The sequence below is a fragment of the Agarivorans sp. MS3-6 genome, from assembly GCF_054112545.1.
In genome coordinates this window covers 3058213-3072439 of record NZ_CM134202.1, presented here as the reverse complement: position 1 = coordinate 3072439, position 14227 = coordinate 3058213, and the positions used below count along the sequence as shown (strand labels likewise).

General features: G+C 46.9%; 13 protein-coding genes. All 13 read right to left on the bottom strand.

Annotated features, from left to right (window positions below):
- Window positions 1-25: 25 nt before the first annotated feature.
- On the bottom strand, window positions 26-1069 hold the full coding sequence (locus ACVFI8_RS14060; protein WP_016400728.1) for a rod shape-determining protein: 1044 nt from the start codon (window positions 1067-1069) through the stop codon (window positions 26-28).
- 179 nt (window positions 1070-1248) lie between these two features.
- On the bottom strand, window positions 1249-5133 hold the full coding sequence (locus ACVFI8_RS14055; protein ID WP_457871688.1) for a DUF6701 domain-containing protein: 3885 nt from the start codon (window positions 5131-5133) through the stop codon (window positions 1249-1251).
- Window positions 5130-5594 (bottom strand): MSHA biogenesis protein MshP, encoded by a 465-nt coding sequence (locus ACVFI8_RS14050; RefSeq protein ID WP_457871687.1) that lies wholly within the window; start codon window positions 5592-5594, stop codon window positions 5130-5132. The genes ACVFI8_RS14055 and ACVFI8_RS14050 overlap by 4 nt, the downstream gene beginning before the upstream one ends.
- Window positions 5566-6372 carry a PilW family protein gene (locus tag ACVFI8_RS14045; RefSeq protein ID WP_457871686.1) on the bottom strand — a complete coding sequence of 269 codons (807 nt, stop codon included), beginning with the start codon at window positions 6370-6372 and terminating at the stop codon, window positions 5566-5568. The genes ACVFI8_RS14050 and ACVFI8_RS14045 overlap by 29 nt, the downstream gene beginning before the upstream one ends.
- On the bottom strand, window positions 6372-6902 hold the full coding sequence (locus ACVFI8_RS14040) for a type IV pilus modification PilV family protein (RefSeq protein WP_457871685.1): 531 nt from the start codon (window positions 6900-6902) through the stop codon (window positions 6372-6374). The genes ACVFI8_RS14045 and ACVFI8_RS14040 overlap by 1 nt, the downstream gene beginning before the upstream one ends.
- A complete protein-coding gene (locus ACVFI8_RS14035; protein WP_457871684.1) occupies window positions 6892-7365 on the bottom strand; it encodes a pilus assembly FimT family protein in 474 nt (157 codons plus the stop codon). The genes ACVFI8_RS14040 and ACVFI8_RS14035 overlap by 11 nt, the downstream gene beginning before the upstream one ends.
- 49 nt (window positions 7366-7414) lie before the next feature.
- Window positions 7415-7894, bottom strand: coding sequence for a prepilin-type N-terminal cleavage/methylation domain-containing protein (locus ACVFI8_RS14030; RefSeq protein WP_457871683.1), 480 nt, complete (start codon window positions 7892-7894; stop codon window positions 7415-7417).
- A gap of 35 nt (window positions 7895-7929) precedes the next feature.
- The gene (locus ACVFI8_RS14025) at window positions 7930-8580 is read right to left on the bottom strand and encodes a pilus assembly FimT family protein (protein WP_457871682.1); all 651 of its coding nucleotides are present in this window, start codon (window positions 8578-8580) and stop codon (window positions 7930-7932) included.
- Window positions 8581-8604: 24 nt separating this feature from the next.
- Complete coding sequence (locus tag ACVFI8_RS14020) at window positions 8605-9093, bottom strand: hypothetical protein (RefSeq protein ID WP_457871681.1); 489 nt, start codon at window positions 9091-9093, stop codon at window positions 8605-8607.
- Window positions 9094-10323, bottom strand: a complete 1230-nt coding sequence (locus ACVFI8_RS14015; RefSeq protein ID WP_457871680.1) for a type II secretion system F family protein — start codon at window positions 10321-10323, stop codon at window positions 9094-9096.
- Entirely contained in the window at window positions 10323-12071 is a 1749-nt protein-coding gene (locus tag ACVFI8_RS14010) for a GspE/PulE family protein (protein WP_457871679.1), read from the bottom strand. Before ACVFI8_RS14010 ends, ACVFI8_RS14015 begins: the two co-directional genes overlap by 1 nt.
- A 2-nt stretch (window positions 12072-12073) precedes the next feature.
- Window positions 12074-13318, bottom strand: a complete 1245-nt coding sequence (locus ACVFI8_RS14005; RefSeq protein WP_248712951.1) for a tetratricopeptide repeat protein — start codon at window positions 13316-13318, stop codon at window positions 12074-12076.
- Complete coding sequence (locus tag ACVFI8_RS14000; RefSeq protein ID WP_305883138.1) at window positions 13318-14223, bottom strand: ExeA family protein; 906 nt, start codon at window positions 14221-14223, stop codon at window positions 13318-13320. The genes ACVFI8_RS14005 and ACVFI8_RS14000 overlap by 1 nt, the downstream gene beginning before the upstream one ends.
- Window positions 14224-14227: the final 4 nt, after the last annotated feature.

Below are 14227 nucleotides of genomic sequence, written 5' to 3'. Positions count from 1 at the left end.
ATAGGCACTCACCACGTGGCCTTGCTTATTCGTAGTGGAATAAGTCGCCGCCATGCATGTCGATCATTTCAATCGCTTTACCGCCACCTCTGGCCACACAGGTAAGAGGATCATCGGCAACCACTACCGGTATCCCCGTTTCTTCCATCAATAAACGATCTAAATCACGCACTAAAGCCCCACCACCGGTAAGTACCATACCACGCTCAGAAATATCCGATGCAAGCTCTGGAGGGCTTTGCTCTAAAGCCACCATCACTGCACTAACAATACCTGAAAGCGGCTCTTGCAAGGCTTCTAAGATTTCGTTGCTATTCAAGGTGAAGCTTCTTGGCACACCTTCAGCAAGGTTGCGACCGCGTACTTCAATCTCACGCACTTCGTCTCCAGGATAAGCAGAACCAATCACATGTTTAATACGTTCAGCGGTTGCTTCACCAATCAGGCTGCCATAGTTACGGCGCACGTAGTTGATAATAGCGTCGTCAAACTTATCACCACCAATACGCACTGATGAAGAATACACCACGCCATTTAGTGAGATGATAGCCACTTCAGTAGTACCACCACCAATATCGACCACCATAGAACCGGTTGCTTCAGATACAGGTAAACCAGCGCCAATTGCTGCCGCCATGGGTTCATCAATCAGATACACTTCACGGGCACCCGCTCCCATGGCTGATTCACGAATCGCTCGACGTTCAACTTGAGTTGAACCACAAGGCACACATACTAAAACGCGTGGACTTGGGCGCAAAAAGTTATTGTCGTGCACTTGCTTAATGAAGTGCTGTAACATCTTCTCAGTCACATAAAAGTCTGCAATCACACCGTCTTTCATCGGGCGAATAGCTAAAATATTACCCGGAGTTCGACCCAGCATTTGCTTGGCGGCATGGCCAACGGCCGCTACACTTTTCGGGCTGCCAGCACGCTCTTGACGAATCGCAACTACTGAAGGTTCGTTAAGCACGATCCCCTGATCTTTAACATAAATAAGTGTATTCGCTGTTCCTAAGTCAATTGACAAATCGTTAGAAAACAAGCCTCGAAGCTTTTTAAACATAGCTGGGTAAATCCTGAGAGATAGTATCGATTATACGCGATTTAAAACTTGGCTCACTTTACCAATGCCAGCCCCGATGAGCAAGCATACTCTAGCGTGATAAGCAGGATAGTGAAGCCTATCAACTACAACTCACATAATCTTCGAGCCCTATTGGACGTTTTTCAAACAACGTTCACTTAATATACCATTCTGCGATAAATGACTCGGTCACTTTGGCGAAACACTCCAAAGGTCACTTCACCCGCGCCCGCTTGGTCGTCTGCACTGTCAAAACTGCCATTGCCGTTCCAATCATCACGCAGCCAATTCAGTTCAGATTCAAGATTAAACCAATAATCTACTTGGCCTACATTGCTATCTCCAGGAGCAGAAAAATCAACCCAAATAAGGCCTTGATTAGCGATACCTGGGTTACGAAGAGCAACCGTAGAGCTACCATTGCCCACCTCCGCAGTAGTCGCATTACGCTTGGGAGTGAAATCTAAAGTAGCAAGCGTTAAATCACTACAGGTATCATCAGTATTTCGTACATAGCGACCAGCATCAAAATACTGCAGTTCACTGGTTACCGCGATGGGCTGTAACTCGGAGCCAAAACTATTTTGCGGTGTTATACGCCCGTGTAGCCATTTCGGTGCGATACCTAATTCACAATAAAAGCCGCTATCGCTATCCTCACCGCAGACAAAACCACCTCGGTTAGGGTCTGAACTGATACCGGAATCAAAGTGGTTAAAATATAAACCCACCGCACCATCAATAACTGGAGACTGGGTTTGGACGGTTTTAGCCAAACCAGATAGCAAGTCTTGCTGCCAGAAAATGCCATCTTGCCAAGTTTCGGTGGTACTTTCAGCAGTAAAGCCATCATCAAAATCTTCAATAACCGAACTACTCACAAAGCGCCAATCATCAGCATTATCGGCAACAGCCACCACCGGGTATATTCCGTCAGAATAATTAACCGTAATATCGTCAAAGGCGTTTTCTGCCTGGAGCTGCCAAGTTAATTGCTGCGCTTGTTGGCCTATATAGCTGAAATCTCCAGCGATACATGCAGCCACAATACTGGCTTGACTTAACTCAAAATGATGGGGATAAAACATCCCTACCTCACTCGATGCCTCAGCAACATTGTAGATAGAGCTAAGCGGATTTAAGTCGTAATCCAAATACTCACTAACGTGGCCAAGCAATCTGATACTGCCCACTTCTTTCCAGATATTATCTTTAATCGGAATGGCGCCATCAGCTTGGTTCAAATCACTGTTGAATACCCCAGCTATAAATTCACCCATTTCGCCATTTACTGGGCTAGCCAGTTCGGCGCTTATTTGTAACTTAGTGGTATCAGCAACAAAGTTTCGCGCATTACATTCGCTGCTGGTTGCAGAGGAGGGGGTACAATCGGCGATTAAGGCTACCAACCAAGATGAGAATGGCAAGCCCGACTTTGCAAACTGACTATCATGGTTATCGCTTTCTGGGTTTAACTCACCGTCTTCGTTACTGATAGACTGCCAGACAAACCTATCAGGTATAAGCTCAGCGCTGACACTGCCCTGTAAGTCTTGAGTATTATCATCAACAACGGTACCAACTTCGTCCCAAAAGTTAATCGCCAACTTGCCTACATCGGGGTATTTCACAACAGCGCTTGCACTACCACCGCTAAAGATGGTTTTTACCACCGTTCTTGAGGCCTCATTAGTGGCAACATCAACAAAGCTATTGCTCACTTGATCCCTTACCGCGAGTTGGCTAAAGCCCGTAGAAGGTTGGTTATAGCTGGTCCAAAAACTTATGTCTTTGGTGCCTTGGTAATTGGCAATCAACGAGCAGCCCGCACCACCATCAGGATCTTTACCTACAGCGGTCAATTCTAGGTTAAAATTGGTATTGGCTTTATGTGGATTTTCCCCCCATGCACCGCTTAATACACCGCGTAAACCATAGGTATTAAAAGTAACTTGCTTAGTTGCCTCTATGGCACCGTCATTAACGGTAACCGTGATTTCGCCCTCTAATGGATTGAGCAAACCTAAGGTCACTTCTCCTGCATCAGCGGTGGCAAAAGTATAACTGGCTTGGCTAGGGTTAGTACCAAGCACCAAGCTGCCTTGGCCATTAATATTTGACCAGCTACCCGCATTATTGCTACTAGTAATACTCACTGTACCTTGGAAGGTTTGGTCAATTTGGCCATCTAAGGTGGCTTGAATAGTAAATTGATGGATATCGCACGTTAAACCAAGGTCATTAGCAAGAATATTCAAGCCTGGGTTGAGTACGGTTTGTGAAGAACTAAATGCCATATAACTAAAACTTTCAGCTAAATGGTTTCGTTCATTATCTCTATACTGATCTTCTTCGGTTATCATCGAAAAATTAGCCGCATTATGCTGGCAGCGCCGTAACCAGCCGCCATTATTACCACGCCGTTCATTCTTACTGGCCACCAAAATAGGGGGGGTAGCAAATAGGTTGTTTTGGTAAGCAGTTGTGTAATTACAAGTGGCTGCCGGAGTGAGCGTGCTGCCACCGCTGCCATGAGTGAGTGAATTGCCAAATTGATAATTGATGGTTTCACCGTTTACCGTGATAGCCCCAACCGTTGGCTCTGTGGCAAGGTAAGCAACAGTTTCCTCTTGCAAGTCGGTGTAAAAAATTGAAGTGTTTTGCGACTCACAATAACGAGCAAAATACCAAATCTGATAAACCTCACTGCTATCAATAGCTAGGCGGATACCATTATTGTTATATTCAGAGTTGGAGGTTAACCAGCAGTTGTTATTGCGCGATTGCTTTTGGTGCAGTACTACTGAGAGGTTACTGGGCATATCGACGTTCACGTAATCTCTATCCGGAAAAGGAAACGCTGTATTTGTACTAATGGTACCCGCTCTAAGCTCAGTACCATCTTCTAAGACATGCTCTCCTTCATTGACAGCTACCCAGTCAAGCGCTTGTATATTTTTGGAAGCTGTACTGTTGTAAGGAGGCTCTTGCCTTGCCCAAGTAAAACCGGTCCACAAGCCACTGCCTGCATCTTGATTAACACTGGTGAGAATGGCAGCCACTGGCCCATCATCATTTGGGTCTGCAGCTTCTATCGGTGCCATTAAAAATACTAAGGGTTTGTCTTGGTAAGCTTGGTCAAAGGTCACCGAGCCACCATTTTGCCCCGCTCCGGCAGTGCCAAACTGTAAAGAGAGCGGCGTATTGGCCGACTCACAGTTTGGCGTCACATCAATCAAGCTGGCTCGGTCTTGAAACGATACTTCACTTGAGCCATTAAGTAAGACATCATCCCCGGTAATTGCGCCATTTAGAGTCGCACTGCCATCTAATGAGGCCGACTGCTCACTAAAAACAAAGGCATTTAGTGTAGAGCCACCATTTTGCACAAAGTTGCCATAAGAATAGAAAATCAGGCTTTCAGGCTTACTCACATCACCAACATTATCGCCATTGTGGCGATAATCCGATTCGATAAAAAACACCACTGAGCCAGAAGAAGGCAAAATAACGTTAATACCATAATTTAAGGTAAGGCTCTCAACCCAATATTGGCCAGCTGCAAATTCGACAGTACCGTTATTAACCGTCAAATTTTTTATCTTATATACGCCGCCATCGTCAACAAACTTAAAACTGTCGCGAACATCGATGTAAATATCACCGTACTCACCTTCAGATAACTCAATACTATCACTCCATTCAGGAGAGATATTATCGTTACTGGTAGACCGGCACTCCGAAAATAACGGGATCCCATCAGGTTTAAGCGCTAAGGGGTCACTTGTTCCTTTTTCGCGACACTCTCCTGATTGGCCATTGCTTTTCACACAAGCATTACTTGATGGGTCAGTCACTACGTTGGCCGGCAACCTTCTATTGTTGGGTGCGCCATACAATTTGGCACTCCAAACAAACTCGATCTCTCCATCACTGGTATAAGAATTAACTCCTTCTACAAAGCTATCGCTCCAATCTGCATGGCTAGCACTAAACACTAGCCAGCCCAGTAACGTTAACAGGAGCCTAAAAGTGATGCTCATAAGGCGCTCCGAGCTTGCACACGTTGAATTCGCTGCACTATTACCTCACCTGAACCGCAGGACCCCGTGGCTTCTAATTCAAAAAAACGCGCGTCTAATTGACTAATGTCGTTACTATTACACGTCACGCTCACTCTGCAGTTAGCAAAACCATCACCGTTAAGAGTCGACGCCCCCGACACATTGCTGCACAGGCCTTTTGCATCGGCGGCAGCATTTAATGGAAACAGCTCTGATAAGGCTTGCTCTAAACCTGAGTTGGCGGCTAAGTTGGCGCGGCTGCCCAGTACATCCCAAGCAGCATTACGCGAAGTATCTTGAAACATTACGGTGAGGCCTGCGCTAATTAATGCCATCACCACTATCACAAAAATCGCGATCACCAAGGCGCTGCCCCGCTGCTTAGCAAAGCTTGGCTTAAGCGGCCCCCGCCTAGGGTTGGTTGAGAATAACGATGTCATGATTAAATTCCACAAATTCATCTTTTTCGACAAACCGTAAACGTAAATTGACCAAGCCATTGCGAGTAAGGCTAGGCTGTACCACCTGAAAAGGTTGAGTAGCACTATTAGGCTCAAGTTTGCTTGCCATCATTATACCGTCATCAGCATCCGCTGGCTGGTAACGCACCAGCTTAGCCCCCTCTACACAATAGCGAACGGGCTCAGTAATAATGTAAGCCCGCTGCGCGGGTGAATCACTAATAAACTCGATAGGGCCCGCAAAATTTACGGTGCTAAGCCCGGAACTGGCATCATTGCTAATGCTATTTATGCATAAGGCTTTACCGCGGGAGGAAGTGCAAAAAGCATCCTGTAAACGCCCATCGCTGTTGAGTACTTCATCACTGCCGAGCACATAAACACTCAACCAATGGGAGCCTTGAGCTGAAATCGTTGGCTGATTGGGCGCGGTGACCATACTGGCTGAGGCAGCAGCATTGGGTATCAGCGGCACATTAATATAGGTATTGCTAGCCACGGTTGGCACAAAACTTAAGCAAGGGTCGCCTGCGCTGTTGGCATCTAAGCGGGCGCTATTTGGCAAGCTATTGTGCAGCTCTCGGCTTAAGCGCTGAATGGCAAAACGCGCTTCACTCACCAGTACTTGGCGATCGGCGCTTTGCCGATAGATCAGCGCTCCACTGCGAATAAAATCACTGGTGGCGATGGCTAAAATGGCCAACAACACCATAGTAATGACCAGTTCGATGAGGGTAAAACCTTGCGACTTTGCCATTAGTAATTCCACCGATAAGCACTAAAGGCATAGCCTTCCCCGTTGGGGGCTTTGATTACTAGGTCGATGCGTTTAGCAGCGCTAGCGCCGTGCTCTGAACTATCTACGCTCACTTGATAGCTAAAGTTGCGGTAAATATCGGCTAAACCGCTGGCTAAGCTATCGTCGATAGCGATAAAAGCACCACCGGTATGGTAATCATCAACATCGTTGTACTGGTCACGGGCTTCACCCTCTGGCCCGTAGTCACTGGCCGCCGTGCAACCAGCTTGACCGCTCTCTCCACAGCGCCAAAGGCCACCGCCGGTATGGTCAGAGTTTTCATCAAATGACTTGGTAAGGATTTCGTTCATTAAGCTTGAGCCCAGCTCTGCTGAGCGCACCTGATAAATTGGGTCGATGCTGCGTACCGCTTGCGGTGCTAAAAATGAGGTAATCACCACTAAACCTATCGCCAGCACTACAATGCCAATAATCAGCTCTATCAAGGTAAAGCCCGCGCGTAGTGGTAGTGGCTGATTAGGGCGCATGAATATAGCCCTCACTTTCAATAATGATGCGCTCTAGCGCATCGCCCTGCACATTAATTTGACAAGGAAATTGGCTACACAAACTAGAATCAGCCAGCCTGACGCGGCCTAAACCATCAAACTTGATCACGCCTTGGCTCACTTGTAGTTCATCAGAAAAGGAGACGTCTTCTAGCTCACTGATCGAGCTAATACAACTGCCAGAAGGGGCCAGCTCACCTGAGAAGTAATAATTGCTGTCGATTTGCAGAAAAAAGCAATCTTGGTAGTGGTTCATCGCTTGGGTTTGCACCAAATGCAAACGGCTTAACAACTGCTCACGTAAGGTGAGTTCAGCAAAACCACTGCGAAAGAACTTAGGAACAACCGTTATGGCTAAGATGCCAATTAAGATAAGCGTAATCACTAGCTCAACTAAGGTGAAGCCAGAGTGTCGGGGGTGAGGACTTCGAGGTAATGCCAAGAGTGATTAAGTTTGAGAATAAAGGCTAGCCGAAGCTAGCCTTTAAAAATTAACAACCGTCAGTATTAGTTTGAACTACCGGGCTATCACCTGCATTTACAGCCGGAGTATAAATCACTTCACAAGTATCAGCGGCTGGAGTAAAACCAGCTGGTACAAACGTAACGTCGCCGTCACGGGCATCAGAACCATCGATGTCCCAATCAACTAGCGCAACGTCTAGCCATAAAAGAATTTGAGCATCAGCAAACGCGGTGCTATCAGGATAGCCGTAACGTACATCAACAGCTGGATCAGTCAGCGCTGCATCTGCATCACCATTAGCTTCTTCTCCAGCAATTGCCGCTTTACTATAAACTAAGTTTGCTCCGCCTTTTATCGCAGCTTCCAAGCCCTTCATTGTTGACGCGCGAGCATCACTGCTCAAGTTCAAAAACTTAGGTGCTGCTGTCACCGCCAAAATACCTAAGATGATGATCACAATCACCAATTCAATAAGCGTAAAACCTTGCTGTTTAGTTGTTTTCATTTCTATTTCCTTAGAAAATTATTGATTTAAGATAGTTAGTTAGAAATATTGGTAAATACCCGCCCGGCTGCGGGTTGGTAAGTAAAATTGTTATAGCTTGCTTCATCACTGCCAGGGTCATCATAGCTACCGCCGCTATTTTTTGCCAAGGAGTTAACTTGGTAAAAAATACAACGGCTCGCTTCCGCTGAACCCGTCACTGTGGTGTAGTATTTGTAATAATCGCCTTCGCTGGCCACGTCACCAAAGTTAGCGGTGGCGCGAGCAGGATTCTGCAATATTGCGTCCCACACTTTTAAACATTTGTCGCCCGACAGCGAGCCTGGATCCACGTCTTCATCATCACTGGTCATCGGGTAACCGGGGGCCACACTGCCATTGCTCACTTGGGCACTGCTAGGGGTGGTTAAATAGACTTTTTGAGTATCGTAAAGCACCGCATTTTTGCCATTTTCACTGGGCCGACCTTCGGCCTCCCATTGCGCTCTCGCTAACGATACGCCGGTGGCGAAGCCACCCGCAACACCTTCTAAACTGGCCACTTTAGCCTCGTCGGTCACATCTAAGAAACGCGGCAGTGCGGTCGCAGCCAAAATACCTAAAATAACGATCACAATAACCAGTTCAATCAGCGAGAAACCCGCCTGCTTTGAACCATGCTGAACCTTTGTAGAATAACTAGTCACTTGCTGAATACCCCTTTATTAGCTCTACAGCCATTCTTTGGTGATAGACCCATATTCAGGGTCATATATGAATACTGCCAACTGCTCTACGGTATAAAAGCACTTAGCCTGTTTATAGTCAGCGTAGCTGTTCTTACCTTCAAATTTGAAGGGCATACCCATCAGTTTGTGCCATAAAGCCAAACACTGCTGAGTAGTGGCAACTTGCGGCCAACCTGCCTTGCTCATGGCTAAAGTAAACGGTGCTAGCGCGATATTCTCAGTGGAGTTGGCATCACGCTGATACAAATTTACCGTTAAATGGCGAGGTCTAAATCGGGCCAGCCATAAACCATGTACTTGAGCCAACTGCTTGCCCCAAGTTTGAGAGTATTCATCTATAATTTGTTGCTCAGCCTGATCCATTGTCCTGATAAGGCTAACAAAAAGCAACAATACAACTAATAAAACGATGCAGAATGTCACCAAGCCGCTAAATTTAGCGCGGTTACTGTCCACTAGCTGCTGGTTCATTTAGCCCCCCCGAACCGCTCGCATCATATCCCACATAGGTGTAAATATTCCTAGTGCTAATACCAGCACCATAATTGCGACCACACTAATTAATAGTGGTTCAATGCGCGCGGTGAGGCTCTTTAAATCATAATCTACTTCACGCTCATAAAATTCTGCGGCCTCGGTCAATAATTCGTCCACTTGTCCGGTTTCTTCGCCCACAGAAATCATCTGTAATACTAATGGTGTGAACAATTCACTGGATATGGCATTGCGTAATAGGCTTTCGCCACGCTCAATACCATGGCGCATTTCTACTATTCGTTGCGCCATAAAGGCATTGTCTACTGCGCCAGCCACCAACGAAAGCGCTTGGTTAAGCGGCACGCCGGCCGACAGCATCATGGCAAAACTACGCGAAAAACGCGCCAACAAAGAACGTTCGATCACCGACCCTACTACCGGTAAACGTAAACGCGTTTTGTCCCACAGCATTCGTCCTTTCGGTGTAGCCACATACCAGCGAACCAAAAATACCGAGCCAATAACGCCAATCAGCAATAACGGCCAAAAGTTAACAAAAAAGTTGGAGGTGCCAATCAATATTCGCGTCGCCAAGGGCAACTCGACATTAAAGCGACCGAAAATTTCGGCAAACTGAGGGATAACAAAAATATTGAGGATCACCATGGCAATCACAATCGCTAAGATCACAAAGGTGGGATAACGCATCGCCGTTTTAATCCGCTTGCGGGTATCCATTTCTAATTCGAGATATTGCGACAGCTGCAAAAAGGCTTGCTCTAATTGGCCGGTATTTTCGCCCACGTGAACAATACTCACAAACAGCTGAGAGAACACTTTAGGGTATTCTGCCATCGCGGTTGATAGGGTACGGCCACTACTTAGCGCATCAGACACGCCGGCCAACGAGCGCCTTAGCAATTTACTATGGGCGGTTTCAGCCAAGCCGTTAATGGCCCGCATAATTGGAATACCCGCCTTGGTGAGCGAGTACATTTGCCGTGTAAAAACCACCAGCTCATCAAGCTGAATTCGCCTTTCCCATAAGCTACTCACATCTAGTGAGCCTAAACCCTCGCCGCGCGCTTTACCCTCGGCAATTTTAATTGGCGTTAAGCCTCGGCGAATTAAGCTTTCTGCCGCAGCATTCTGATTAGCGGCCTCAATGTCTCCATTGATCAGTCGGCCGGTGCTATCACGAACTTGATAGCGAAACATCGCCATTATTCAGATTCTTCCGCGTTAGATACCACACTGCTGTAAATATCAACTTCTTCCACTAAGCGCAATACCTCCTCTACCGAGGTAATACCTTGCTTGGCGTAATCTAAGGCAGCCATAGATAAGGGGCGATAATGGGCAGAGGCTTTGGCCACCTTGGAAAACTCATCCGGATCGTCACGGCGCAAGCACTCCATCATCGCTTCGTTTAATTCGAGCATTTCAAATACCCCGATCCGCCCTTTGTAACCGGTGTAATTACAGCTTTGACAACCCGGCCCTTTATAGAAAGATTGCTGACTTAAATCATCTTGGCTCAAATGCTCTAACCATACCTTCTCCTCACTACTGGGAGTGTGCAGCTGTTTACAGTTTTCACATAAGCGGCGCACTAATCGCTGAGCAATAATGGCCCGCAAGGAGCTGGCGACCAAATAGCCTGCCGCCCCCATGTCTATGAGCCTTAAAGCACTAGTGATCGCGTCGTTGGTATGTAAGGTAGTGAGCACCAAGTGACCAGTAAGCGCGCCCCTAAGGCCAATCTCTACGGTTTCTTGGTCTCGCATTTCGCCCACTAACAAGATATCGGGATCTTGGCGTAAGGTGGTACGTAAGATATTAGAAAAGTCTAAGCCAATTTTGGTATTGACTTGCACCTGGTTGATCCGCGGCAACCGGTATTCTACCGGGTCTTCAACCGTAATGATCTTCGATTCGGGTTGGTTTAACTCACTCAAAGAGCCATACAAGGTGGTGGTTTTACCACTACCGGTTGGGCCAGTCACGACGATCATGCCATGGGGGCGATGCAACTGACGGCGAAACCGCTCCATGATGTCTTTTGGCATACCGGTTTGCTCTAAAGACAAAATACCGGCAGATTGATCAAGCAAACGCATGACGACCGACTCACCGGCCTGAATCGGCATGGTTGATAATCGAACATCAATAGAGTGACCACGTACTTTGATATTAAACCGGCCGTCTTGTGGTAAGCGCTTTTCTGAAATGTCTAAGCCAGACATCAGTTTTAAGCGCAATACCATCGCCGACGCAATCTGCACTTCATTGAGTACACTTTCTTGTAATACTCCATCAACTCGTTGACGAATACGCAGTACCTTATCGTCTGGCTCGATATGAATATCAGAGGCGCCCACTTGTACCGCATCTTCAAACAGCGATTGCAGCAGTTTTACAACGGTGGTTTCATTACTTTGTGCATCAGCGGTGGCCAAGCCAATATCGAATTCATCAGCACTGGCATATTCTTCTTTTAATTCTTGAGCAAAGCCTTCGATCTCACGCGTGCGGCGGTAAAAACGATCAAAGGCGTCAACCACCTGAGACTCTCTAGCTACCACATATTTAAGCTGGTTGGGTGCTAATAAGCCGGCCAATGCATCAATGGCTGATAAGTCAGCGGGGTCTGAAATCGCAACCGTTAGTACATCACCGTCTTTATGGATAACCAAAGCCCGTAAACGTCGCGCATGAACTTCGCCAAGCATCACCACGGCATTGGCGTCGACCGCGATTTGCCCAAGGTCGACAAAGGGAATACCCAACTGACGGGCCAGAAACTCCAGTAATTGAACCTCGGCAATCACCCCGAGTTCAATCAGTGTTGCGCCGAGCTTGCGCCCAGTTTGTTTTTGTTGGGCTAAGGCACTCATTAGCTCAGCTTCACTGATCACTTGTTCGCTAACTAACAAGTCACCCAAACGCATTCTTAATTTTGGTTGCGCCATATTTATTGCTCCAACTGTCGGATACGCGCTGCGACAAAGTCGCGAGAATGACTAGACAGCTGCCCTAACACTTCAGCTTGTCGATAGGCTGCTAAGGCCTCTTGGTACTGGGTTAACTTATCGTTTGCAATGGCATACCCTAACCACCAGCGAGCCCTTGATGGCTCATGCTTAACTAAGGTTTGATAAGCGCTTAAAGCCAATTCTTGTTTGTCTAAACGTTGAGCTAAACCAGCTAACATAGCGTAATAGTCGATATTGCCAGCAACATCAGGTTGGGCACTTTCTAAATAGAAGACCGCCTGCGGTAAGTTGTCTTGTTGTACAAAAATGCGAGCGAGCATTAAGCGGAATGAGCCACGAGACCGGTTAAGCTGAACCCCTTCTTCTAACAAATTTACCGCGGCACTTACGTCACCTCGACCAAATTGCAAAGCTGCCAGTTGTTCACGTACTTCATGGGCATAGTGATCCAGCTGCAAGGCCTTGGAGAATTCAGCTCTGGCATCGGTGGGTGAATGTCGGTCTAAAGCCTGAAAACCACGCTTGGTGTATAGCGCAACCTGTTGCTCACGGCTAAGTTTCAAGGGTTTAATTTCTAAACTGACGCTAGTATCCACAGTACTTGACTGTTGCTTACTCTCCTCAACAACAGGCTCTTCAACTACAGGTTTAGGCTCGTCTGGGAGTGTTTGAGCAGCTACCACAGCGCTAGGCTTTATGGGAGGCGGCTCGATAGCAGGTTTGGCTGATGCTTGGCTGCTTGGCCTTGGCTCAAGGGCTTTAGCTGTGCTACTAGTATCAAGGCTAACTTGTTTACCCGCGGTTGACTGCTCAGGCGCTTTAGACTGAACAACCACAGCTTCTGTTTCTGTTTCTATTTCTGGCATTGTGCTTGCGCTAGATGCCGCTTTTTGCGGCGCTACATCAGAAAGGCTAGTATCGGTTTCGGCTAAATCAACATCGATGGCAACAGCCACTGCCTGTAATTGCTCGGATAGATTAGGCCCCTGTTCCGAGGACCTGACAGGCGCTTCGCTAAGCACTTGTACATCACTCACATCATCTAAATTTTGAAAATAACGCAGCGCCAACCATGCTGAAATCAGCAGTGCTAACAAAGCGATAGCCATCAACACATAGGCGCGAACACTGCGCCCAGACTCTTCCACCAGCGGCGACATATTTTGCGCATTAGTTTGCTGTCGCTTATCAAGATCCTTCAACATCTGGTTAATAACGCTCATTATTGCGTCCCCAACCAAATAGCGGCGATAAGTCCAAGGCTAATTATGCTGACAGCCACAATGACAAGATTACGATAGTAGTGCGATAACACAGCATCTTCAGTATCTTGCACCGCTTGTTTTACCATAGCCACATTCACTTGCTGGGCGCCCTTTCCGTAACAAAGCATCAATACTTTGTGAGCCAATATGTTGATCAGCCTTGGAATGCCTCGACTAGCGCGAGTAAGCATTTTTAGCGAGCGCGAGGTAAATAGCGGCCCTCCGCGATAGCCACTTAGATGTAACCGGTGCTGAATATAGCTGCTTATTTCATCATTTCTTAACGCGCGTAAGCGATAAGAGAAAGTAATTCGCTGGCGTAATTGACGAAGTTGGGTAGTGGCTAATCGCTGGTCCAATTCTGGTTGGCCAAACAAAACAACATGCAACAACTTACGTTGTTCCGTTTCTAAGTTACCCAACAAGCGAATAACCTCTAAGGCTTCATCACTTAAGGCCTGCGCCTCATCAATCAATAGCACTACCGGTCGCTCTAAACCGGCAAAATGGATCAGCTGATGATGAATTTGTTCTAATACCTTATGCGGTGACATTGACGCATCAAGCTGCAAGCCTAACTCGGCCGCTAAGGCTTGGTGTATTTGCTCGGCCGATAAGTTAGGGTTGGGTAAATAAGCAAACTGATATTGCTCAGATTTATCATTGAGCAGTTTACGGCATAATAAGGTTTTACCAGTACCCACTTCACCGCTCACTTTAATGAAGCCTTCACCTGATTGTAAGGCTGTTTGCAGCACTTGAATTGCTTCATCATGCGGTTGCAATGCTTGATACAAGCTAGTATTTGGTGTTAAACCAAATGGGGCCTGAGAAAGTCCAAAATACTCTAAATATACTGCCACTTAC

Coding starts and splice junctions, on each gene's coding strand:
- ACVFI8_RS14060 (WP_016400728.1), bottom strand. CDS start 1,069: ATGTTTAAAAAGCTTCGAGGCTTGTTTTCTAACGATTTGTCAATTGAC.
- ACVFI8_RS14055 (WP_457871688.1), bottom strand. CDS start 5,133: ATGAGCATCACTTTTAGGCTCCTGTTAACGTTACTGGGCTGGCTAGTG.
- ACVFI8_RS14050 (WP_457871687.1), bottom strand. CDS start 5,594: ATGACATCGTTATTCTCAACCAACCCTAGGCGGGGGCCGCTTAAGCCA.
- ACVFI8_RS14045 (WP_457871686.1), bottom strand. CDS start 6,372: ATGGCAAAGTCGCAAGGTTTTACCCTCATCGAACTGGTCATTACTATG.
- ACVFI8_RS14040 (WP_457871685.1), bottom strand. CDS start 6,902: ATGCGCCCTAATCAGCCACTACCACTACGCGCGGGCTTTACCTTGATA.
- ACVFI8_RS14030 (WP_457871683.1), bottom strand. CDS start 7,894: ATGAAAACAACTAAACAGCAAGGTTTTACGCTTATTGAATTGGTGATT.
- ACVFI8_RS14020 (WP_457871681.1), bottom strand. CDS start 9,093: ATGAACCAGCAGCTAGTGGACAGTAACCGCGCTAAATTTAGCGGCTTG.
- ACVFI8_RS14015 (WP_457871680.1), bottom strand. CDS start 10,323: ATGGCGATGTTTCGCTATCAAGTTCGTGATAGCACCGGCCGACTGATC.
- ACVFI8_RS14010 (WP_457871679.1), bottom strand. CDS start 12,071: ATGGCGCAACCAAAATTAAGAATGCGTTTGGGTGACTTGTTAGTTAGC.
- ACVFI8_RS14005 (WP_248712951.1), bottom strand. CDS start 13,318: ATGAGCGTTATTAACCAGATGTTGAAGGATCTTGATAAGCGACAGCAA.